The following is a 22,308-nucleotide window of genomic DNA, read 5'->3' on the forward strand; positions in this document are numbered from 1 at the left end:
AACGCCCGACCGGAGGCTGGCTGGTGGCCGCGCTGCAGGACGACCATGACCGCACCATGGCCTATGCCGAGGTGGCCCTCTCCCAGATCAAGAACCTCCGCCACGGCGCGGTGCCGCGCAATTACGAGATCTGGTACGTCTACGCCACCGGCTACAATCCGGAACTGAACAAGGCGATCAACGACACGCTGGCGGAGCGCGGCAGCCTCACCGACGCCGACCTCGACCAGCTTCACGACAGCTATCTGTCGCACGGCCGCACCACCGACCGGATCGACCGGATCGGCGCGCGCGTCGCCAGCGAGATCGACGACATCATGGCGCTGCTCGCCGAAACCCTCGGCAGCACCGCCAGCTTCGGCGACGATCTGCGCGGCGAAAGTCAGAAGCTGTCGCTGGCGACCGACCACGATCAGATCAAGGCGATCGTCGAGCGCCTGGTCGCCACCACCCGCGACATGCAGCAGGCCAACAGCGCGCTCGAAGAGCGGCTGTCGACCTCCAAGCAGGAGATCGCCAATCTCCAGGTCAGCCTGGATGCGATCCGCGCCGAGAGCCTCACCGACCCGCTCACCGGCCTCGGCAATCGCAAGCATTTCGACCGGGCCGTGCACGAAGCCATCCGCACCGCAAGCACCAGCCAGCAGCCGCTGTCGCTATTGATGATGGACATCGATCACTTCAAGTCGTTCAACGACACCTACGGCCACCTCACCGGCGACCAGGTGCTGCGGCTGGTCGGGTTGACGCTGAAGCAGAGCATCAAGGGTCAGGACATCACGGCGCGCTACGGCGGCGAGGAATTCGCCGTCGTGCTGCCGAACACGCCGCTGCGCCAGGCGATCATCGTCGCCGACAACATCCGCCGGCTGGTGATGTCCAAGGAGCTGAAGAAGAAGTCGACCGGCGAAATCCTCGGCCGGGTGACGCTGTCGGCCGGCGTCTCGACGCTGAAGCCGCACGACGACGCCGAAGCGCTGATCGAGCGCGCCGATTCCTGCCTCTACGCGGCCAAACGCAACGGCCGCAACCGGGTGATCTGCGAGAGCGACCCGGAATTCTCCTGCGTGACGCAGGCCGCGGTAGCCTGACGCGCGGCTAGCGCACGGACCGGCTGCGTTTGGCCGCAGCGGCTTTGACCGTCTTCGCCTTCTTGGCTGGACCTGCCGCCTTGGCGGCCTTCTTCAGCTTCGGCTGGGCGCCCGTCGGCTTGGTGCGCGTCGACGCCTTGCTGCTGTCAGGCTTGGCTGTCTTCTTTGCCACTCGCCGCGTCTTTGATGCCTTGTCGAGAGCGGCACGCTCGGCCGCGGCATAGGCGGTTCGGGCCCAGTCAGCGAGTTCATCCGGATCGTCGAGCAGCCGCTCCGGCAGCAGCCAGTACGAGCCGACCGTCACCGTCTTGGTGCGGGTGTCGTAACAAAACGGGCGGCTGCCTTCGCCCTCGAATCGCGCCGCACCGTCCGCATCGGTGCGTAGATAAATCGCATCGCGGATCACCAGTGCAAACGTGACGCCGTCCGCCGAGATCCCGAAGCCGGAGAACATCCGGCGGATCGTCACCGGGCCGAAAGGAGCGAACAGATCGGCGAGGAACTCACGGTCCATGGCTGGCTCATCAGGTTCGGTCGCGGGCGGAAGCGGCGCCTCCGCCACGCAATCCTACGATAGAACAACAAACGCCGTGAACGCGAGTGCATTTGCCCCCGCCGGATGTGGCGCCGCTACATCTTCACGCCGAGTTCCTGCAGCCGCTCGGCGGCCTCCTTGAACTGCGGGCTGAGCTTGACGGTCTGCTGAAAGTCGGCGACCGCGCCTTCTTTGTCGCCGGACTCCAGCCGCGAGTTGCCGCGGTTGAAATACGCCATCGCGTAGTTCGGGCTGATCGCGATCGCACGATCGAAATCGGCGATCGCCTTGGCCAGATCGTTCTTGTCGCGCCAGACGTTGCCGCGATTGTTGTAGGCGGTGGCGTATTTCGGATCGAGCCGGATCGCTTCGGTGTGATCGGCGAGCGCCTGATCGAGCAGCTTCAGCCCGCGATAGGCGTTGCCGCGGCCGCTATAGGCCAGCGCCGATTTCGGATCGTAACGCAGCGACTCGCTGAAATCGATCAGAGCGCGCTGATAGTCGCCCTGCCGGCGATACATGCTGCCGCGCTGCAGGTGCACCAGCGCGCGATTGGCGTCGCTGCCGCCCTGCGAATTGACCAGCAGCGTGCAGACCTTGATGATCTGCTTGATGCCCTCCTCACCCGGGCCGAGATCCGTCACCGGGAAGGTGCAGCGCCGATACGCCTGCTGCGCCGCCTCGGGTGACGGCTCCTTGCTACGCTTCGCCTCACCGAGTTTCTTCAGCACATCGACCGCCGGCGGAAAGCCCGGCGCGAGTAACAATGCCTTGGTCACCGACGCGCGCGCCGCCACCTTGTCCCCGAGCAGCCTCAGCGTCTCGGCCCGATTGACGTAGGCGAGCGGATGCTGCGGCTCCAGCCGGATCGCCATGTCCTCGTCGGCCAGCGCACGAAGGCTCTGGTTCTGCAGTTCGAGCGCCGAGGCGCGGTTGAGATACAGGCCGCTCTCGTTCGGCGACAGCCGGATCGCCTCGGTGAAGTCGGCCACCGCTCCTCCGGTGTCGTGCGTCAGCAGCCGAATGAAGCCGCGCCCCTTGAAGCCCCCGGCATCGGCCGGTGCAAGCTTGATCGCTTCGGTGTAGTCGGCGGCCGCGCCGGCGGTGTCGCGCAGATTGCGCCGCGCATCGCCGCGATTGAGCAGCGTGCCAACGTCCTCCGGCGCCACTTTCAATGCCTCGGTGTAGTCGGCCACGGCGCGAACGTCGTCGCCCTTGCGATGATACGCAAAGCCGCGCACCGCATAAACCTCGCCACTTTCCTTCGGCCGCAGCTCGATGGCGCGCGAATAGTCCGCGACAGCGCGATCGTAGTGCCCGAGCTTCAGTTCAGCGCTGCCCCGGACGAAATGCGCCAACGGCAGGTTCGGGTCGAGCTTGATCGCGTGATCGGCATCGGCGAGCGCACGGTTGGGCTTGCCGCTGACGTTCCAGAAATTGGCGCGCGTGGTGTAGGCGTCCGCAGCGTCCGGATTGGCCTCGATCGCCGCGTCGAGATCCGCCTCGGCGCCCGCGAGATCGCGTCGATGGGTGCGCAGGAAGCCCCGCTTGAGATAGGCACCGGCCAGCGCCTTGCCGCTCAGCGCACCGGAATCGATCGCCGCCGTGCATGCCGCGAAGCTTGCCTCCACGGAGGTGATCGGCAACTGGCATTTCTGCGCCGCGTCCTCGCTCTGGGCGCGGGCCGACAAACTGATACCAACGTCCGAGAACCAGCAACAGCTCGCCAGCAAAATCGACGTAAGGGCAAAATACGGCCGGGCCATCGGCGCCTCCGAAAGGAAATCGTGCTTCCTTCCAGTCGCGCGATGGCCCGCACCGGTTCAAACGTGAGCCCGCGGGGCGGCGGTGTTACTTCGCCGGCGCGTAGAACGTACCGTCGATCTCGGCGATGTCGCCCTGGTCGAGCGCCGGCACCTGCAGCACGGTGCGCGGCGGATACGGGCCGTCGCCCCAGATGTCCTTCTGCACCTTGTTGACCACCGGCCGATATTTGGCGACGTCGGTGACGAACACGGTGAGCCGCACCGCGTCGGCCTTGGTGGCGCCGGCAGCTTCGGCCGCCGCCAGCATGTTGTCGAACATCCGCCGGATCCGCGCCTCGTCGCCGTCGACCATCTTGCCGGTGACGCGGTCGGTGCCCCGCATCCCGCCGATGAACACGAAGTCGCCGGCGCGGGCGCCGATGCTCCAGGTGCCGCTCGGCGTGATCGTCTTGTCGGTCGGCGCGATGATCTTGACCGCACTGGATTCGGCGGCAGCCACCGCCGGTATCGCGACGGCAAGGGCGGCAGCAGCAAGCAGCGTTCGCAGAGAGGCGTTCATGGCGAGGTCTCCTGGTGGGGATGGGAGGATGCATTGGTGCGGCGGCGCTGCCAGAACGGCGCATCGGCGAAGCGCGGCTCGGCGGCGTACATCGCCTGCTGGGTGACGAGGTGCTGCGCGATCCCCTGCAAGTAATCGCGCTCATAGGCTTCCGCCCGCTCAGACTGGCCATCAGTCAGGGTCAGCGCCGCCTCGGCGGCCGCCATGCCGCTCCACAGCGCGGTGGCGAGGCCGTTGGCGCCGAGCGGGTCGAGCGCCGCCGCGGCATCGCCGGCGCGCAAGATCCGCCCCTCGATCAATCGGCTGGCCGTCACGGTGGCGGCAGCCGCGACCTGGGGCGGTTCACGGGCGGCGGTCGCATCCAGCCCCAGGCTGTATAGCCGCGAAGCGATCGCGATCGTCGACGCTGCCAGGCCGGTCCATGTGGCGCCGTCCTGCGCGGCGCCGGGCGGCAACAGATCGGTGTCGGTGAACAGGCCGAGCATCATGCGACGGCCCGGCAGCGGCGCCATGTACCACCATCCCAGCGCCACCGCTTCGACCAGCGTCGCGGCGGCGGCCTCGGTCTCGTCAGGCAGGTCGAGCACACGCCACACCGCCACCAGCCGGTCGGTGCGGCGCCGCCCCGCGGTGGCCCCCGACGACAGCGCGGCGCGACCACTGCAGTCGACGGCCGCGTCGGCGAACACGACGCGGCCGTCACCGAGTTCGAGCACGACTCCGTCGCAGTGATGTACCAGCATGGTGACGATGATCGGATGGAACTCGATCGCATCACGGTGCAGCTTGGCCCGCATCCGGCGCTCGAAGCCGGCGCGGTCGAGGTGCCAGCCGCCGTCGCCCTGCGCGGCCCGCCGCAAGGTCGCATCGCCCCACACCGAAAACCTGCCGTGAGTCGGCAGTGCGGTTGCAGCGTCCAGGAGGTCGGCCCAATCCAGCCGGTCGAGCAATGGCGCGGCCGCCGGCGACAACGTCTCACCACGGCTGATCACATCGCGATCCGGCGCAATCAGCAGCGGCCGTCGTCCGGCCAGCACCACAGTGCGGGCGGCGGCAAGCGCCGCCAGCCCGGCGCCGATCACGGCAATCCGGCCCATCGAGATCAGCGCGGCAGCGTCGGCGCCGCGATGTCCATCGAACCGCGCTGGACCTCGACGTAGAGCTGATCGGGCACTCCGGGCAGCCCCTTCGGACCTGGACGACGCACCACGACGCCCATCTGCGTCCACAGCTCGATCATGCGGCGCAGGCCATCGGTGTAGCCGGCTTCGACGTGCAGACCGATGCCCGCGGCGCCGCGCGCCCACGGCACCCGCGTGTGATAGAACCGCAGCCGCTCCTCTTCGGTCAGGTCGGTCCGCATCATCTGCTGATAGAACGCTTCCGGCAGCACATCGACCGGCAGCAGCGCCGGCCACCACACCGGCGTCGGGAAGCCGCTCGCGGTCAGCACCGCCTGGCAGCTGAAGGCATCGCCCTGCCACGGCACGCCCATCCAGCGGGTCAGATCGCCCGGCGCCTGCGGGCCGATCGGCTTGCCCTGCTCCGGCTTGTCGGGATTGCCGGCGAACACGTTGACCGGATTGAGCTGCAGCCCGACGTCCTGCGCCAAACTCTTGCGGTTCGACAGCGCCAGACGGAACGGCAGCTTGGTCTCGTTCGGTCCGCGATACAGCTCCTTGTGGCGGATCGGCCAGGTGATTTCGACGCCGGGATGGAAGGCTCCGCCCGAGCAGGCGTCGAGCGCGGCGCGCGTCATCGCTTCGGGGCGCAATTCGGTCGGCAGATCGTCGAGCGTGCGAACCGAGTCCGCGCTCTTGTCGGCGTAGTCCGCCTCGAACTTGCCGTCGGCCCACAGTTCGAGCACGCGATATTGTGTCGGCGTCAGCGCCAGCCAGGCGTGCGGGCTGTCCTGATAGTTGACGCCGTCGCCGAGCATGATCGGAATCGCGTAGCCGCGCTGATCGCTGCCGTCCGGCTTGCGGAACGCATCGAACACCTTCTTGCGCTCGGCCTTGGCATCGGCGCCGGGCTTGGCCAGCGTCTCGATCGTCGCCGGGTTGGACAGATCGCCGATGTCGTTCCAGGCGGCGCCGAGGAACGACGCCGTCGCCACCCACTGCATCGCGCCGGCGCGGCGCAGGATCGGCAACACGTCGCGGCGGAACGACACCTTGTCGGTGGGGCTCTGCAACTGGCCGAGCGCCACCATCGCTTCGCGCGCAGCATCGTACAACGTCACGATCGGCTCGAGCTGCGGCGCGAATTTCGGCCCACAACACACCACCCAGGCCGGATCGCAATCCAGCTTCCGGCCGTCGACGGTGACGGTCGCCTTGACCCAGCCGTCGGCCCAGTCGTCGTGCCAGCCGTCATTGTTGGTGAAGTCGCGCACCGGATTCTGCGGCAGTGCCGTGCGCGACACACCGTCGGCGGCGAACACCAACAGGCGCCCCTTGTCGTCGGTGCGCAGATGGCCCAGCGAGACGTCGAGCGTCTGCCAGAACCGGCCCTTCATCCGATATCGGTCGTCGCCGCCCGTGGGGTTGGTCGAGGCGCCGGCGATCTCCAGCCGGCCGCCGTCGATGCACAGCATCGCCTCGCGCTTGTCCGCCGCAATGAAGGGATTGCGCTGCGCACCCGGGACGCCGGGCGCGCTGTCGCCACGGTCCATTGCGTTGACGAAGCCGTACCAAGCCGCCTTGGTGTTGGCGACGTGTACGCTCCAAGTCACGCCATCGGCGCCGTCCAGCTCGCGCACCACGCGGCCCTGGTCGTCGTAGCCGAACAGCCGGAAACGCTGCACCTGTTTCTTGATCCGGCCCTGCTTGTCCTTGAATCCGCCTTCGGGCTCGTCGAGCAGTCCCGGCACTTCGGGCGCCAGGAACCACTCCTCGGCATTGCCGACGCGGGAGAAACCGATCGCCGGGAAGATCGCGACCTTGGCGATCTTGGCCCCCTTGGGCGCCGCCGGTTGCGCGTGCAGCGACGAAATCGCCGCCTTCGCCAGCAGTGGCCCACCCAGCCCGATGGCCGCAGCCCCAAGCAGAAAATCGCGACGCTTCACCTGTTGCCCTCCCCGACATCGATATGACGGAGATGGTATTGGCTTACTGGTGATTAAAGAGCGTTTAATGAGCGATTTGTACGCTCAGGCAGCAGGTATGCAGCGGGAGCGCCACCGGATGGCCCCAGCTCGCCGGTGGGGCTGCCGGTCAGCCCGCGATCAACCGTCGATCGAAGCCGGCTTGAGCTCCACCGACTCGCCGCAGCCGCAGGCGGAGATCTGGTTCGGGTTGTTGAAGACGAACTGCGCCTGCATCCTGTCGGCCTTGTAGTCCATCTCGGTGCCGAGCAGGAACAGCACCGCCTTGGGATCGACCAGGATCTTGACGCCCTTGTCTTCGATCACTTCGTCGTTCGGCTTGACGTCGTGTGCGTACTCGACCGTGTAGGACTGCCCGGCGCAGCCGCCGTTCTTGATCCCGACGCGCAGGCCGAGGATCTCGCTGTCGGCGCGGCCCATCAGTTCCTTGACGCGGCCGGCCGCCGCGTCGGTGAGGCGCATCACTTGAGGCCGAGGACGTGCCGTAGCCATGGTGTTTCCCACTCCTGTTGCCGGGCCTGCCCGGAGACGTTCGCCGCTTCACCGGCGACCAGCCGGACCTTCAGATAGTCACGCAAATGCCAGTTCGAAAGGTGTTACCACGTCGTCGCCGTATGCGGCCTAATGGATCGGCCAGACACCCGGCGTCACAAGTTCCAACAGATGGCGGTCCGGGTCGCGGAAGTAGATACTCGACCCGCCGCGCGGCCACTCCGTGCGGCCTTCGATCGCCACGCCATGCTCCGAAAGGCGCGCTTCCCATTCGCCGAGCCGGTCGCGATCGACCGACAGGCCCATGTGGACCGGTCCGCTGCCGTCGTGCGGCGGGATCGTGCCGCCCGGCAGTTCGACCGTCTCCAGCGTGCTCCCCCGCCTGAACAACAGCAGCACGCTGCGGCCGCCCACATCGAAAGCACAGAACCGCTGGTCGCTCGACATCGGACTCAGCAGCAGGACGTCCTGGTAGAAGCTTCGGGCGCGATCGAGGTCATCGACATACAGCGCCGTCTCGATCACGCCGTTCAGACGCAGACCCAATCCGTCCTCACCACATGTTCAGCACGAGCCGGGCCTCGTCGCTCATCCGCTCCGGCGTCCACGGCGGCTCCCAGACGATGTTGACGTTGACCACCCCGACGCCGGGAACGCTGGCGACCGCGTTCTCCACCATGGTCGGCAGTTCGGCCGCAGCCGGGCAGTTCGGCGTCGTCAGCGTCATGTCGAGATCGACGGTGCGGTCGTCCTTGATCTCGACCTTGTAGATCAGCCCGAGCTCGTAGATGTCGGCCGGAATTTCCGGGTCGAACACCGTCTTCAGGGCGCCGACGATCTCGGTGCCGAGCCGCTCGGTCTCCTCCGGCGGCAGAGCCGAGACGGTCTGCATGTTGGCTTTGGCTTCGATCGTATCGGTCATGCGAACAGATCCCGCGCCTTGATCAGCGCACTGACGAGTTGGTCCACTTCCTCACGGGTATTATACATGCCGAACGACGCCCGGCACGTCGCAGTGACTTGGAACCGCTCCAGCAGCGGCATCACGCAATGGGTGCCGGCGCGGACGGCGATCCCCTGGCGGTCGATCACGGTGGCGATGTCGTGCGGGTGAGCGCCCTTCATTTCGAAGGAAATCACCGGCCCCTTGTCCCTGGCGGAGCCGATGATCCGCAACGAATTGATCTCGCGCAGCCGCTCCTGGGCGTAGGTCAAAAGATCGTGTTCATGGGCGGCGATCCGCTCCTTGCCGATCGAATTGACGTAGTCGATCGCCGCGCCGAGCCCGACCGCCTCGACGATCGCCGGCGTGCCGGCCTCGAATCGATGCGGCGGATCGCCATAGGTCACCCAGTCCTGCGCGACCTCGCGGATCATCTCGCCGCCGCCGTTGAAGGGCCGCATCTTGGCGAGCACATCGTACTTGCCGTACAGCGCGCCGATCCCGGTCGGACCGTAGATCTTGTGGCCGGTCATCACATAGAAATCGCAATCGATGTCCTGGACATCGATGGTGAGGTGCACCGCTGCCTGGCTGCCGTCGACCAGCACCGGAATGCCGCGGGCATGGGCGATCCTCACGACCTCTTTGACCGGAACGACGGTGCCCAGCGCGTTCGACATCTGGGTGATCGCGACCAGTTTCGTCCGGGCGCTCAGCAGCTTCTCGAACTCGTCGAGCAGGAAGTTGCCCTCGTCGTCGACCGGCGCCCATTTGATCACCGCACCCTGGCGCTCGCGCAGGAAGTGCCACGGCACGATGTTGGAATGGTGCTCCATGATCGAGAGCACGATCTCGTCGCCCTCGCCGATGTTCGGCGCACCCCACGACGACGCCACCAGATTGATCGCCTCGGTGGCGTTGCGGGTGAAGATGATCTCTTCTGGCCGCTTGGCGTTCAGCAGATGCTGCACGCGGGTGCGACCGCCCTCATAGGCCTCGGTCGCGGCGTTGGCGAGATAGTGCAGGCCGCGATGCACGTTGGCGTATTCGCTCTCGTAGGCCTGCGTCATCCGCGTCAGCACCTGACGCGGCTTCTGCGCCGAGGCGGCGTTGTCGAGATACACCAGCTTCTTGCCGTAGACGTCCAGCGACAGTGCCGGAAAGTCCTCGCGCACGCGGGCGACGTCATAGCTGCCGTTGCTGACCGCCGGATGCGTACTCATCGCCTCGCCTCCAGCCAGCGCACCGCGGCCGCGGTCACCAGCTCACGCAGATCGTCGTCTGCGATTGCTTCGATCGCCTCGCCGACGAACGCCTGGATCAGCATCGCCTCGGCGTCCTTCTGCGGCAGGCCGCGGGCACGCAGATAGAACAGCAAGGAATCGTCGAGGGCACCGACGGCGGCGCCGTGGCCGCAGGCGACGTCGTCCGCGAAGATTTCCAGCTCCGGCTTGTTGTCGACCTCGGCTTCGTCGGACAGCAGCAGCGCCCGGGTCATCATCTTGGCGTCGGTCTGCTGAGCCGGCTGGCGGACGTTGATGCGGCCCTGAAACACCGAGTGACCGCGGTCGTCGACGACAGCGCGGAAGCCCTCGCGGCTGACGCAGTCCGGCACGTCGTGGTTCATCACCAGCGTGGTGTCGGCGTGCTGTTTGCCGTTGAGGAGATTGACGCCGTTGGTTTCGACCTTGGAATGCGAGCCGGCGACCGTCACCACCGCCTGATAGCGGCTGACGAGCGCGCCGGTGGTGATGCCGAACGCGTTGAAGTGCGCATGCGTGCCGACCGAAACCGCCGCCGAGGTGACGTTGAACGCCTCCCGCGAGTCTTCGACGATCCGGACGTAGTCGAGCCGAGCGTTGTCGCCGACCGCGATCACCGCCGCATCATGGACCTGGTAGGTGTCGGCGCCCTCGCCCGCCACGTAGCTCTCGACCACGGTCGCCGCGGCGTCGTTGCCGAGCGCGATCCGCGACCGGGTGAACATCGCCACCGGCGCGCCGCCGGACGCGATGTGCAGGATGTGCAGCGGCCGGGCCAGTCTGGTCCCGGCGGCGATCTCGATCACGACGCCGTCGGTCATCAGCGCGGTGTTGAGCGCCGCCATCGGATCGGCGGTGTCGAGCGCCAGCGCGGCATTCTCACCCGCCTCCAGCGCCTCCCGCAGGCTGCGGACCGACAATCCCGCCTCGAGGTCGGACAACTCGGATAGGCCGCCGGCGAGCACGCCGTCGACCAGCACCAGCCGGCGCACGCCGGCAATCGCGTGCAAGCCGGCGGCGGCCTCGGCCCGCACCAGCGCGGAGGCGTCGGGCGCAGGCGCAACCGGCAGCACCTCGCGCATCAAGGCGCGCAGGTCGGTGTACTTCCAATCCTCGATCCGGCGGTGCGGCAGCCCGACGCGCTGGAAAGCGTCGAAGGCTTGGCGGCGCGCGTCGACGAGCTTGCCGGCGACGGGCAGACGGGCGCCGGCCGCGGCGAAATTGTCGCTCGCTGTGTCCGGCTTCTCGGCTTTCGCCACTGCGATGTTCATGGCCGTGTCCCGATCAGCGGCCGTCAGGCCGCGGCTTCCTGATACTGCGCGTAGCCGTTGGCCTCGAGTTCGAGCGCCAGCTCCTTGCCGCCGCTCTTCACCACCTTGCCCTTCGACATCACGTGAACGTAGTCCGGCACGATGTAGTCGAGCAGCCGCTGGTAATGGGTGATCACCACCATCGCCCGCTCCGGCGAGCGCAGCGCGTTGACGCCTTCCGAGGCGATCCGCAGCGCATCGATGTCGAGGCCGGAGTCCATCTCGTCGAGGATGCACAGGCTGGGCTGGAACAGCGCCATCTGCAGCACCTCGTTGCGCTTCTTCTCACCGCCCGAGAAGCCGACATTGACGCCGCGTTTCAGCATCTCCTGCGGAATGCCGAGCGAGGCCGAGACCTCGCGCACCCGCTTGAGGAAATCCGGTGTCGACAATTCGTCCTCGCCGCGCGCCTTGCGCTGTGCGTTCAGCGCGGTGCGCAGGAAGTTCATGGTGGCGACGCCGGGGATTTCGACCGGATACTGGAACGCCAGGAACACGCCCTTGGCGGCGCGCTCGTTCGGCTCCATCTCCAAGAGGTCCTCGCCCTTGAACAGGATCTGACCGCCGGTGACTTCATAGCCCGGCTTGCCGGCGATGACGTGGCTCAGCGTCGACTTGCCGGAGCCGTTCGGCCCCATGATGGCGTGCACCTCGCCTTGGTTCACCGTGAGCGTCAGCCCGTGCAGAATCTCGCGATCCGCGACGCTGACCTGGAGATCCTTCACTTCCAGCAATGCAGCCATAACGACCTTCCTGTTTGGCTCTCACCCTGAGGATCGACGGCGGCGCGCGCCTCGAAGGATGAGTTGATATGAGTTTATCGTTGCGGGTCCAGCGAGGCGGCCGCGGCGCGGCCACCTCGTGAAGCGTGCCGGCGTTACCCGACCGAACCTTCGAGACTGATCGAAATCAGCTTCTGCGCTTCGACCGCGAATTCCATCGGCAGCTGCTGCAGCACGTCCTTGACGAAGCCGTTGACCACGAGACCGACGGCCTCTTCCTGGCTGAGACCGCGCTGGATGCAATAGAACAGCACGTCCTCGGAGATCTTCGACGTCGTGGCTTCGTGCTCGAACAGCGCCGAGGCGTTCTTGGCCTCGATGTACGGCACGGTGTGCGCGCCGCACTGGTCGCCGATCAGCAGCGAGTCGCAGGCGGTGAAGTTACGCGCACCGGCGGCTTTGCGATGCGCGGTGACGAGGCCGCGATAGGTGTTCTGCGACTTGCCGGCCGCAATGCCCTTCGAGATGATCCGGCTCGACGTGTTCTTGCCGAGATGGATCATCTTGGTGCCGCTATCGACCTGCTGATAGCCGTTCGAGATCGCGATCGAGTAGAACTCGCCGCGCGAATTGTCGCCGCGCAGGATGCAGCTCGGATATTTCCAGGTGATCGCCGAACCGGTCTCGACCTGGGTCCAGGAAATCTTGGAATTGGCGCCGCGGCAGTCGCCACGCTTGGTGACGAAGTTGTAGATGCCGCCCTTGCCTTCCGAATTGCCCGGGTACCAGTTCTGCACCGTCGAGTATTTGATCTCGGCGTCGTCCAGCGCCACCAGTTCGACCACCGCGGCGTGGAGCTGGTTCTCGTCGCGCTGCGGCGCCGTGCAGCCTTCGAGATAGCTGACGTAGGAGCCCTTGTCGGCGATGATCAGCGTCCGCTCGAACTGGCCGGTGTTGCGCTCGTTGATGCGGAAATAGGTCGACAGCTCCATCGGACAGCGCACGCCCGGCGGCACGTAGACGAACGAGCCGTCGGAGAACACCGCCGAATTCAGCGTGGCGTAGAAATTGTCGGAGGTCGGCACCACCGTGCCGAGATATTTCTTCACCAGCTCGGGATGCTGTTTGATCGCCTCCGAGATCGGCATGAAGATCACGCCGGCCTTCTTCAGCTCGGCCTGGAACGTGGTCGCCACAGACACCGAGTCGAACACCGCGTCGACCGCGATCTTGCGGCTCGGCGAATCCGGCCCGCCCGGCGCCGGCTCGACGCCCTCGAGCAGCGCCACTTCACGCAGCGGGATGCCGAGCTTCTCGTAGGTCTTGAGAATTTCCGGATCGATCTCGTCGAGCGAGCCGACGGTCTTCTTCGGCTTCGGCGCGGCGTAGTAGTAGAGATCCTGGAAATCGATCTTCGGATAATCCACCCGCGCCCAGGTCGGCTCGGTCATCGTCAGCCAGCGGCGATAGGCCTCCAGCCGCCACTGCAGCATCCAGTCCGGCTCGTTCTTCTTGGCCGAAATGAAGCGGACGATGTCTTCGGAAAGCCCCTTGGGAGCCTTCTCGGATTCGATCAGGGTCTCGAATCCATAGCGATATTGATCGACGTCGATCTGGCGGACCCGATCGACGGTCTCTTGGACGGCAGCCATATAAACCTCCGCTCACGGTTTCAAGGACCGCGGTGGATCTGCGAAAGACATGCTTACACGATCCGTCACGGGATGAAACCCTCTTAGAACCGTTCAAGCACTGTTTCACGATCCCTTCTAGCTAGGTTGCCGATCAGCTTTCTCCAAGCCTCCAGGCAACGATCAATGTCGGATTCGCTACTCCACCAGCCGAGACTGATCCGTATCGCCGATCTTGCAAGTTCCGGACCGAGCCCCATCGCCTCCAGTACGTGCGACGGCTGCACCTTGCCGGAGGAGCAGGCCGAGCCGGAAGACACCGCGATTCCGGCGAGATCGAAGCCGATCACCGCGGTTTCGGCCCGCAGCCCGGGAACCACAAGCTGCGTGGTGTTCGGCAGCCGCGGGGTGTCGTCTGCGACCACCATCCCACCCCGCCCGTCGTCGCATTGTCGCAATCCCGCCTCGAGCCGGTTTCGCATCCGCTCGATCCGCGCCATGTCGGCCGCCATGGCCGACATCGCTGCAGCCACCGCCGCGCCGAACCCGGCAATCCCGGTCAGGTTCTCGGTGCCGGCCCGCCGCCCCAGCTCCTGGCCGCCGCCGCGCAGCAGCGGCTCCAGTCCGGTAAGCCTGTCGCCGAGCACCAACGCGCCGACACCTTTCGGGCCTCCGATCTTGTGTGCAGACAGCGACACAAGATCGCCGCCGAGCTGCTTGATTCCGAATGGAATCTTGCCGAGCGCCTGGATCGCGTCGACGTGCAGCACGCCGCCCGCTTCATGCACCATCTCAGCGACTTCGCGAATCGGCTGAAGCACGCCGGTCTCGTTGTTGGCGAGCATCACCGACACCAGCGCGGGTGGTCCCTCGCCGAGCAGCCGGCGCAGGCTTCCGAGCTCGACCACGCCGCGCCGGTCCACGGGAATCGGCTCGATCTGCTCCGGGCGGAACCGCCCGCCGGCCAGCACCGACGGGTGCTCGACCGCGGAAACTAGCAGGCGATCAGCGGGTTCCGCCCCGATGCTCAGCCCCGGCGTGAGCGCCAGCGCGTTGGCTTCGGTCCCCCCGGAGGTGAACACCACATCGCGCGCCGCCGCCCCGACCGCCGCGGCGATATCCGCGCGGGCCTGCTCCAGCACGGCGCGGGCCGCGCGGCCCTCGGCGTGGATCGAGGACGGGTTGCCGATCAGCTCCGCCGCCGCCACCATCGCGGCCCTGGCCTCGGGGCGCAGCGGTGTCGTCGCATTCGCATCCAGATAGATCCGTTCCGTCATCGACTCCGCCCGTTTCACGCGCCCCAAGGCCAGACCGCACCGCAGGCATCCAGGGCGGCCGTGCCACCCTGCTCAATATGCTTGCATTTGGCCCTGCGCTCCATGCTAGAACGCAGCTCCCCGTTTCCTCCGGCCGCCTGCCCGATCCGCTTTGCGGCAGCCGGCGGCCGTTGCTGGCAGGAACCGCGCGCGCCCGGCGCGCCAGGCCAATCCCACGATGTCGCGCAAGGATCGCTGATGCCCGAAGTCATTTTCACCGGTCCGGCGGGCCGCCTCGAAGGCCGCTACCACCCCGCCAAGCAGAAGAACGCGCCGATCGCGATGGTGCTGCACCCGCATCCGCAGTTCCGCGGCAACATGAATCACCCGATCGTCTATCAGGTGTATTACGCCTTCGTCGCCCGCGGTTTCTCGGTGCTGCGGTTCAATTTTCGCGGCGTCGGCCGCAGCCAGGGCTCGTTCGACCACGGCACCGGCGAACTCGCCGACGCCGCCTCGGCGCTGGACTGGGCCCAGACCATCAATCCCGAGGCGCGCGCCTGCTGGGTCGCCGGGTTCTCGTTCGGCGCCTGGATCGGCATGCAGCTGTTGATGCGCCGGCCCGAGGTCGAAGGCTTCATCTCGATCGCGCCGGAACCGAACCGCTACGATTTCTCGTTCCTGGCGCCGTGTCCGTCGTCCGGCCTGATCGTCCATGGCGAGAAGGACATCGTGGCGCCCGCCAAGGACGTCAACACCCTGGTCGAGAAGCTGAAGACCCAGAAGGGCATCGTCATCGACCAGCAGACCATCCCCGGCGCCAACCACTTCTTCGAGGACAAGATGGAGCCGCTGATGGAGACGATCACCTCCTATCTCGATATGCGGCTCGCCAACGTCCGCTGACGCGCGGGCTTACGGCCGGGCCAGCAGCCCGCCGGTCATCGGGAACGCGACCCCGGTGGTCGCCGGATAGCTGAGCGGCAGGCCCTTCAGCCCGCGCGCCGCGAGGAAGCCGAACGCCTGCGCCTCCATCGCGTCCGCCGACCAGCCGAGCGCGTCGGCGCTGTCGACACTGGCCGGCGCCAGCGCGTCGCGGAGCATCCGCATCATCGTCAGGTTGCGCACACCACCTCCGGTGACGATCCAGCTCGCCGGCGGCTTCGGCAGCAGCGGCACGACTGCCGCGATCGCCCGGGCGGTGAACGCCGTCAGCGTCGCCGCGCCGTCGGCCGCCGACCAGTCGCGCAAGGCAAGCCCGGCGAACGCATTGCGGTCGAGCGACTTCGGCGGCGGCTTGGCGAAGAACGGATGCTGCAGAGCTTCCGTCAGCCATGCCTGGTCGATAATGCCCTGCGCCGCCAGCCGGCCTTCGCGATCGAACGGCTGGCCGAGGGTGCGAAATACGAAGTCGTCCAGCAGTGCGTTGCCCGGGCCGGTGTCGCAGGCGATCAGCGAGTCGAGGCCATCGACATAGGTGACGTTGGACACCCCGCCGATGTTGACGATGCCGACCGGGCCGTCGCGACCGAGCGACTGCGCCAGCGCGCGGTGATACACCGGCACCAGCGGCGCCCCCTGCCCACCGGCGGCGACGTCGGCGGCGCGGAAGTCGCACACCACCGGAATGCGGATGGCCTTGGCCAGCGCCTTGGCGTCGCCGATCTGCACCGTCAGCTTGTCGGCCGGCCGATGCAGCACGGTCTGGCCATGGAAACCGACGACGTCGACGCTTTCCGGCGTGAGCCGGTTCTGCGCCACGAAGGCGGCGACCGCCTCGGCATGGGCGATCGTGACGGCGCGTTCGGCCTCGGCGAGCACGCCCGGACGCACGTCGCGCGTCGTGAGGCTCACCGCCTCGGCCAGCGCCTGGCGCAGCAGGCCTCGCTCGGTCTCGGTGTAAGGCCGGTAGCCCGACGGTCCGAGCGCGGCGATGCGCCGTCCATCGGTCTTGATCAGAGCGACATCGACGCCGTCGAGCGATGTGCCGCTCATCAGTCCGATCGCCGTCATCATCATGGCGACGCGCCTTTCTGCCCGCTGCGGAAGGTCCAACTTGTGTCAAACACCTAGTTCTTATAATGCCACAGGGTAACGCGCCCGAAAGACTTTCCAGGGCGTCGTCGCGCGCGATCTGCGCGATGCGTGAAATAACCGTGATCAGAGACCGATACAGATGACCGCTTTTAAGTCTGATTTTATGAATGTTCTCCAGAGCCGGGGATTCATTCATCAGATTTCCGATCCCGACTCGCTGGACGCACTCGCGGCGAAGGGCGAAGTGGTCGCGTATGTCGGTTACGACTGCACCGCGCCATCGCTGCACGTCGGTCATTTGCTGTCGATCATGATGCTGCACTGGCTGCAGGCGACCGGTAACAAGCCGATCGCGCTGATGGGCGGCGGCACCACGCGCGTCGGCGATCCGTCGGGACGCGACGAGACCCGCAAGATCCTCAGCTACGAGCAGATCGACGCCAACAAGGAGTCGATCAAGGGCACGTTCTCGAAGTTCATCACCTTCGGCGACGGCCACAGCGACGCGCTGATGGCCGACAACGCCGAATGGCTGACCAAGCTGAATTACATCGAGATGCTGCGCGAGATCGGCCGCCACTTCTCGATCAACCGCATGCTGACCATGGACTCGGTGAAGCTGCGGCTCGACCGCGAGCAGGAACTGTCGTTCATCGAATTCAACTACATGATCCTGCAGTCCTACGATTTCGTCGAACTGGCGCGGCGCTACAAATGCAATCTGCAGATGGGCGGCTCGGATCAGTGGGGCAACATCGTCACCGGCGTCGATCTCGGCCGCCGGATGGGCACGCATCAGCTTCACGCCTTGACCTGCCCGCTGCTGACCACCGCGTCGGGCGCCAAGATGGGCAAGACCGCCGCCGGCGCCGTCTGGCTCAACGGCGACATGCTGTCGCCGTACGATTACTGGCAGTACTGGCGCAACACCGAGGACGCCGACGTCGGCCGCTTCCTCAAGCTGTTCACGCTGCTGCCGATCGACGAGATCGAACGGCTGGCGAAGCTGCAGGGCGCCGAGATCAACGACGCCAAGAAGATCCTCGCCACCGAGGCGACCGCGCTGATGCACGGCCGCGACGCCGCCGAAAAGGCCGAAGCCACCGCGCGCACCACCTTCGAACAGGGCGGCACCGCGCAGGATCTGCCGAGCGTCGAGATCGCCCGCGCCGAACTCGATGCAGGAATCGGCGTGCTGGCGGCGTTCGCGGAGAAGACCGGGCTGGTCGCCTCCAACGGCGAAGCGCGGCGGCAGATCAAGGCCGGCGGCCTCAAGGTCAACGATGCGCCGGTCACCGACGAGAAGATGACGCTGACGACGACCGATCTGTCGGCCGACGGCGTGATCAAGCTGTCGATGGGCAAGAAGAAGCACGTGCTGCTGCGGCTTGCATAGCCCCATTCGCGGCCCGGCCCTGCTCCTTTCCGAAGAAACCGCGTTCGATAGCAAAAACGCGTTGTTGTTCGGGAAGGACCGCTCTTGGATCACCGTGCCTCGCGCACCGGCCTGTTCATTCTCGGCCTGTGCTTCGTGCTGTCCCTGCTCGGCCGCGGACTCGGTGAGAGCTTCACCGTGTTCCTGCTGCCGATCTCGGCCTCGTTCGGCTGGGACCGCGCCGAGGTGGTGTCGATCTATTCGCTGACGGCGCTGTGCACCGGGCTGGCCTCGCCGCTGGTCGGCCGGCTGTTCGATCGCTCCGGTCCGCGCGCGGTCTATACGCTCGGCATGATACTGCTCGGCGGCGCCTTCGTCGTCGCGGCCTACGCCGAGCGGCTGTGGCAATTGCAGATCACGGTCGGCCTGTGCGCCGGACTCGGTATCGCCCTCACCGGCAACGTGCCGAATTCGATCCTGCTCGGCCGCTGGTTCGGCGCCAAGCTGCCGACCGCGATGGCGGTGGTGTATTCGGCGATCGGCGCCGGCGTGCTGGTGATGCTGCCGATCGCGCAACTGCTGATCGAACGGGTCGGCTGGCGCGAGGCGTATCTGATCCTCGGCGGCGCGATGCTGGTCCTGCTGGTGCCGCTGTCGTTGCTACCGTGGCGGCGGTTTGCCGCTGGCGCCGCTTCGCTGACGCGGCAGCAGACGGTCGACCACGGCAACGACGGCTGGACGCTGCGAGGCGCGATGCGCCACCACGCATTCTGGGCGCTGTTCGCGACGTTCTTCTTCACCGCGATCGGGATGTATTCGATCGCGGCGCAGGTGGTCGCCTATCTGGTCGACGCCGGCTTTGCGCCGCTGCAGGCCGCGACCGCGTGGGGCTTTTCCGGCGTGGTGCTGGTGGCCGGCATGCTCGGGGTGAGCTGGCTCGACGGGGTGATCGGGCGGCGGCCGTCGATCCTGTTCTCCTATGCGGTCTCGATCACCGGCCTCGCGCTGCTCTGGCTGCTGCAATGGTATCCGAACCCGGTGCTGCTCGGCGGCTTCGTGATCTGCTTCGGCTCGATGATCGGCTCGCGCGGCCCGTTGATCACCGCCACCGCGATGAGCGTGTTCCGCGGCAAGCATGTCGGCACGATCTACGGCACGATTTCGATCGGCAGCGGCCTCGGCTCGGCGTTCGGCTCGTGGTGCGGCGGCCTGCTGCACGACCTGACCGGAAGCTACAATCCGGTGCTCGGCTTCGCGCTGGTCAGCGTGGTGCTCGGCATGATTCCGTTTCTGGTGGTGCCGGCCCTCCGGGAGCGACAATAAGCCATTGTAATTGCAAGGCATTCGCAACCTTGGGTCATGACTTCGCAATCCTCGCGTGGCATAGACCGGGCCATTGGCGGCCTCTTACCCCGGCGATCAGCAAAATGTGTTCGGCGGAATTGCGCTCGATCACATCGCTGCCGCCGCCCTGCCGGGCATCATCGTCCGGTGGGCAGCTCGCGCCGCGGGCTTCGACGTGCCGCGATTTTCCTTCGGAGATATCATGACGACCACAACCATCGCCTCCGCCGACAAACAACCCAGCGAATACGGCGCGCTCGCCGTCACCATTCACTGGGTGATCTTCTTCGCCGTGATCGCGTTGTTCGCCTCGATGAACTACGCGCAGGGGCTGGACAAAGCCGACCCGCTGCGCAGCACGATGTACAATTGGCACAAGGCGATCGGCACCTGCGTGCTCGGCCTCGCCGTGCTCCGCGTCCTGTGGATCCGGATCCACGGCGCTCCGGAGCTGGTGCCGTCGCCGCGCATCACCGAAGTGATCGCCCGGATCAGCCACGGCCTGCTGTATCTGCTGCTGATCGCCCTGCCCGCCACCGGCGTCGGCATGACGCTGTTCTCCGGCCGCGGGATCGACCTGCTCGGCATTCCGCCGCTGTTCGAAGCCAACAAGGCGGTGGCCGGCGCGCTGCATGCGGCACACGGACCGCTGTTCCTGGCCACCGTGATCGTGGTGTTCATCCACATCGTCGGCGCACTGTGGCATCAATACGGCCGCCACGACGCCACCCTCGGCCGCATGGTGCCGTGGCTGCGCGGCAAGTAAGCGCACAACGGTCGCCGTCGACGCGGGACAGCACGGCGCGACGCGCCGTGCTTACGCCTTGCCCCGCAAACCGAAGGAAATGAACTTCCGGTAGGTCTGCACGGCGTCGCGTAGCGCGCTGGACACGTCGGCGCTGCGTCCGACGTGTTGGGAATAGACGTAGTCGCGCGCCGAGATCAGCAGATAGGCCAGCGTGTCGAGTTCCTTCTCCTCGTAGCCTGGCAGCTCGCCGCGGTCGTAGCTTCGCTTCAGCGCGCGTCGAAACCGCGCCATGATGTTGTCCATGTGGCGCCGGTGGGCATCGGGCGCCGCGACTTCCGCCTCGTGCAACAGACGAAAGAACCACGGATGTTCTTGGGCGAATTCGAGGAAGCCCAGGAACGCCCGGTACTCCATTTCGACCAGATTGGCCGATCCCTTGACGCGCTCGTGCAAAAGGTCGAGCACCTCGACGCCCTTCAGCGGCAGCAGCTGATCGAACAGCTCGGCGCGGCTTTCGAAATAGGCGTAGAACGTCCCATGGCCGAAGCCGGCGCGCTCCATGATGCGCGCGATCGAGGCTTCGGCGTAGCCGTACTCGCCGACGATCTCGGCCGCCGCCTGCACGATCGCGTTGCGCGTCAGCTCCGACTTCTCGACGCGGGTCAGTTTGGGCTTCCGCACCCGCTTAGCTTCGACCGGCCCCCCGGCCGCGGCGACGCCCGGTTTGCGCGCCGCGGGCTTCTTCTTCGGGGCGGCGCCCGCTGCTCGGTTCGGCATCAATGTCTTTCCGCTCTGGTCGTCAGGTACGCCGTTTGCGTCGATCGATCGGCCATACGGGATGCGGCATCGATCGTCAAACAAGACGCACCCGAGGCGGCTACTTCAGCAGCGGACAGGCTTTCTCGCTCGCCGGCCTGAACGCTTGTTCTGCGGGAATCTCGGACAGGATCTGGTAATAGTCCCAAGGTTCCTTGGACTCCGCCGGCGTCTTCATGCGCGCCACATAGGCGGCGCGCATCAGCCGGCCGTCGGCGCGCAGCTTGGCGTTGTCCGTATAGAAATCCTTCACCGGCATCTCCCGCATCTTGGCCATGACGACGTCGGCCTTCTTGGTGCCGGCGGCCTGCACGGCCTTCAGATAATGCAGCACGGCGCTGTATGTGCCGGCGTGGGCTTCGGCCGGCATCACCTTGTTGCGCGCGAAGAAGCGCTGTGACCACGCGCGCGCTTCGGGATTGAGGTTCCAGTACCACACGGTGGAGAAGATGATGCCCTGCCCCGCTTCAGGACCCAGCCCGCGCGCATCCGGCAGCAGGAACGCCGGCGCGAACAGCGTCTGCTTGCCGTCCTTGCCGAGATTGTATTCGTGCGCCTGCTTGATCGACGTCGACAGATCCTGGATCGCGCTCAGGAACGCGATGACATCGGCGCCGGAGCCCTGCGCCTGCAGCAGGATGGACGAGAAATCCATCGTGCCCGGCGGATGGCGGACGCTGCCGACGATCTCGCCGCCGCCGTCTGCGATCACCCGCGTGATGTCGGCCTGCATCGCGTGGCCGAACGCCCAGTCCTGAATGATCAGGAACCATTTCTTCTTGCCTTCCGCCAGCAATCGCGTCGGCACGGCTTTGACGAACATGTAGCTGTCGTGGCTCCACTGCACCGTGTTGGGTGAGCAGGACGCGGCGGTCAGCGCCGAGCTCGACGCGCCGACGAACAGAGCGAGCCTGTCCTTGCTCTGAACCAGTTCACGAACGGCCAGTGCGACGGCCGAATTGCCGACATCGGCGATGACGTCGACGCCGCCCTCGTCGAGCCAGCGCCGCGCAAGGGTCGAGCCGATGTCGGGCTTGTTCTGGTGGTCGGCAAACACCAGCTCGATCGGCTTGCCGAACAGCGTCCCGCCGAAATCCTCGATCGCCATCCGCGCGCCGTCGACCGATCCCGGTCCCAGGCCGGACGCCAGAATGCCGCTCATGTCGGTGAGCACGCCGACCTTGACGGCAGCCGTCTCGGTCTCGGCACCGGCCGGCGCCGCAGCCAGCAGGGCCGCTATCAGAATTGCCGCAGGACGCACGAGCCGCATCTTTCCCTCCCTGTCTGACTTGGTGATTGCGCGTAGCCATACATT

General features: G+C 66.5%; 21 protein-coding genes. 5 read left to right on the top strand and 16 right to left on the bottom strand.

Features of this window, described 5'->3' with window-relative positions; translation table 11 throughout:
- Positions 1-23 precede the first annotated feature (23 nt).
- On the top strand, positions 24-1,091 hold the full coding sequence (locus tag DWA33_RS18030) for a GGDEF domain-containing protein (protein ID WP_114359857.1): 1,068 nt from the start codon (positions 24-26) through the stop codon (positions 1,089-1,091).
- Between the two features lie 7 nt (positions 1,092-1,098).
- On the opposite strand, the gene DWA33_RS18035 is transcribed toward DWA33_RS18030, so the two are convergent.
- From DWA33_RS18035 to DWA33_RS18095, 13 genes are all read right to left on the bottom strand, one after another.
- Positions 1,099-1,653, bottom strand: coding sequence for a TfoX/Sxy family protein (locus tag DWA33_RS18035; RefSeq protein WP_347337904.1), 555 nt, complete (start codon positions 1,651-1,653; stop codon positions 1,099-1,101).
- Positions 1,654-1,721: 68 nt separating this feature from the next.
- Positions 1,722-3,272, bottom strand: a complete 1,551-nt coding sequence (locus tag DWA33_RS18040) for a tetratricopeptide repeat protein (RefSeq protein WP_244601338.1) — start codon at positions 3,270-3,272, stop codon at positions 1,722-1,724.
- A 205-nt stretch (positions 3,273-3,477) separates the two neighbouring features.
- Complete coding sequence (locus DWA33_RS18045; RefSeq protein ID WP_114359863.1) at positions 3,478-3,951, bottom strand: RidA family protein; 474 nt, start codon at positions 3,949-3,951, stop codon at positions 3,478-3,480.
- On the bottom strand, positions 3,948-5,048 hold the full coding sequence (locus tag DWA33_RS18050) for an NAD(P)/FAD-dependent oxidoreductase (RefSeq protein ID WP_114359865.1): 1,101 nt from the start codon (positions 5,046-5,048) through the stop codon (positions 3,948-3,950). Before DWA33_RS18050 ends, DWA33_RS18045 begins: the two co-directional genes overlap by 4 nt.
- A 5-nt stretch (positions 5,049-5,053) precedes the next feature.
- On the bottom strand, positions 5,054-7,018 hold the full coding sequence (goxA, locus tag DWA33_RS18055; protein ID WP_114359868.1) for a CTQ-dependent glycine oxidase GoxA: 1,965 nt from the start codon (positions 7,016-7,018) through the stop codon (positions 5,054-5,056).
- Positions 7,019-7,177: 159 nt separating this feature from the next.
- Complete coding sequence (locus DWA33_RS18060) at positions 7,178-7,549, bottom strand: HesB/IscA family protein (protein ID WP_080964224.1); 372 nt, start codon at positions 7,547-7,549, stop codon at positions 7,178-7,180.
- Between the two features lie 129 nt (positions 7,550-7,678).
- A complete protein-coding gene (locus DWA33_RS18065) occupies positions 7,679-8,095 on the bottom strand; it encodes a VOC family protein (protein WP_114359870.1) in 417 nt (138 codons plus the stop codon).
- A 7-nt stretch (positions 8,096-8,102) separates the two neighbouring features.
- Complete coding sequence (locus DWA33_RS18070; protein ID WP_054163221.1) at positions 8,103-8,471, bottom strand: SUF system Fe-S cluster assembly protein; 369 nt, start codon at positions 8,469-8,471, stop codon at positions 8,103-8,105.
- Positions 8,468-9,715: a cysteine desulfurase gene (locus tag DWA33_RS18075; RefSeq protein ID WP_114359872.1), complete on the bottom strand. Its 1,248-nt coding sequence runs from the start codon at positions 9,713-9,715 to the stop codon at positions 8,468-8,470. Before DWA33_RS18075 ends, DWA33_RS18070 begins: the two co-directional genes overlap by 4 nt.
- Complete coding sequence (gene sufD, locus DWA33_RS18080) at positions 9,712-11,025, bottom strand: Fe-S cluster assembly protein SufD (RefSeq protein ID WP_114359873.1); 1,314 nt, start codon at positions 11,023-11,025, stop codon at positions 9,712-9,714. The genes DWA33_RS18075 and sufD overlap by 4 nt, the downstream gene beginning before the upstream one ends.
- A 23-nt stretch (positions 11,026-11,048) precedes the next feature.
- The gene (sufC, locus tag DWA33_RS18085) at positions 11,049-11,807 is read right to left on the bottom strand and encodes a Fe-S cluster assembly ATPase SufC (RefSeq protein WP_114359875.1); all 759 of its coding nucleotides are present in this window, start codon (positions 11,805-11,807) and stop codon (positions 11,049-11,051) included.
- Positions 11,808-11,941: 134 nt separating this feature from the next.
- Positions 11,942-13,438: a Fe-S cluster assembly protein SufB gene (sufB, locus tag DWA33_RS18090; protein WP_114359877.1), complete on the bottom strand. Its 1,497-nt coding sequence runs from the start codon at positions 13,436-13,438 to the stop codon at positions 11,942-11,944.
- A gap of 83 nt (positions 13,439-13,521) precedes the next feature.
- Entirely contained in the window at positions 13,522-14,694 is a 1,173-nt protein-coding gene (locus DWA33_RS18095) for a cysteine desulfurase family protein (protein WP_114359879.1), read from the bottom strand.
- Between the two features lie 237 nt (positions 14,695-14,931).
- On the opposite strand from DWA33_RS18095, the gene DWA33_RS18100 reads away from it, so the two are divergent.
- The gene (locus DWA33_RS18100) at positions 14,932-15,579 is read left to right on the top strand and encodes an alpha/beta hydrolase (protein ID WP_013502748.1); all 648 of its coding nucleotides are present in this window, start codon (positions 14,932-14,934) and stop codon (positions 15,577-15,579) included.
- Positions 15,580-15,588: 9 nt separating this feature from the next.
- Here the strand turns inward: DWA33_RS18100 and DWA33_RS18105 are convergent, their stop codons facing one another.
- Positions 15,589-16,692 (bottom strand): anhydro-N-acetylmuramic acid kinase, encoded by a 1,104-nt coding sequence (locus DWA33_RS18105; protein ID WP_114359881.1) that lies wholly within the window; start codon positions 16,690-16,692, stop codon positions 15,589-15,591.
- A gap of 157 nt (positions 16,693-16,849) precedes the next feature.
- Here DWA33_RS18105 and tyrS point away from each other — a divergent pair, with 157 nt between their 5' ends.
- The 3 genes from tyrS to DWA33_RS18120 all read left to right on the top strand — a co-directional run bounded on the left by tyrS (position 16,850) and on the right by DWA33_RS18120 (position 20,195).
- Positions 16,850-18,106, top strand: a complete 1,257-nt coding sequence (gene tyrS, locus DWA33_RS18110; protein ID WP_114359883.1) for a tyrosine--tRNA ligase — start codon at positions 16,850-16,852, stop codon at positions 18,104-18,106.
- 84 nt (positions 18,107-18,190) lie between these two features.
- The gene (locus DWA33_RS18115) at positions 18,191-19,408 is read left to right on the top strand and encodes an MFS transporter (RefSeq protein ID WP_114359885.1); all 1,218 of its coding nucleotides are present in this window, start codon (positions 18,191-18,193) and stop codon (positions 19,406-19,408) included.
- 223 nt (positions 19,409-19,631) lie between these two features.
- Positions 19,632-20,195 (top strand): cytochrome b, encoded by a 564-nt coding sequence (locus DWA33_RS18120; protein WP_114359915.1) that lies wholly within the window; start codon positions 19,632-19,634, stop codon positions 20,193-20,195.
- A 51-nt stretch (positions 20,196-20,246) separates the two neighbouring features.
- Here DWA33_RS18120 and DWA33_RS18125 read toward each other — a convergent pair whose 3' ends face one another.
- Together DWA33_RS18125 and DWA33_RS18130 are read right to left on the bottom strand one after the other, a co-directional pair.
- Positions 20,247-20,954 (bottom strand): TetR/AcrR family transcriptional regulator, encoded by a 708-nt coding sequence (locus tag DWA33_RS18125; protein ID WP_114359887.1) that lies wholly within the window; start codon positions 20,952-20,954, stop codon positions 20,247-20,249.
- Between the two features lie 100 nt (positions 20,955-21,054).
- Positions 21,055-22,263, bottom strand: a complete 1,209-nt coding sequence (locus tag DWA33_RS18130) for an ABC transporter substrate-binding protein (protein ID WP_114359889.1) — start codon at positions 22,261-22,263, stop codon at positions 21,055-21,057.
- Between the last annotated feature and the right edge of the window lie 45 nt (positions 22,264-22,308).

The organism is Rhodopseudomonas pentothenatexigens (assembly GCF_900218015.1).
GTDB lineage: Bacteria > Pseudomonadota > Alphaproteobacteria > Rhizobiales > Xanthobacteraceae > Rhodopseudomonas > Rhodopseudomonas pentothenatexigens.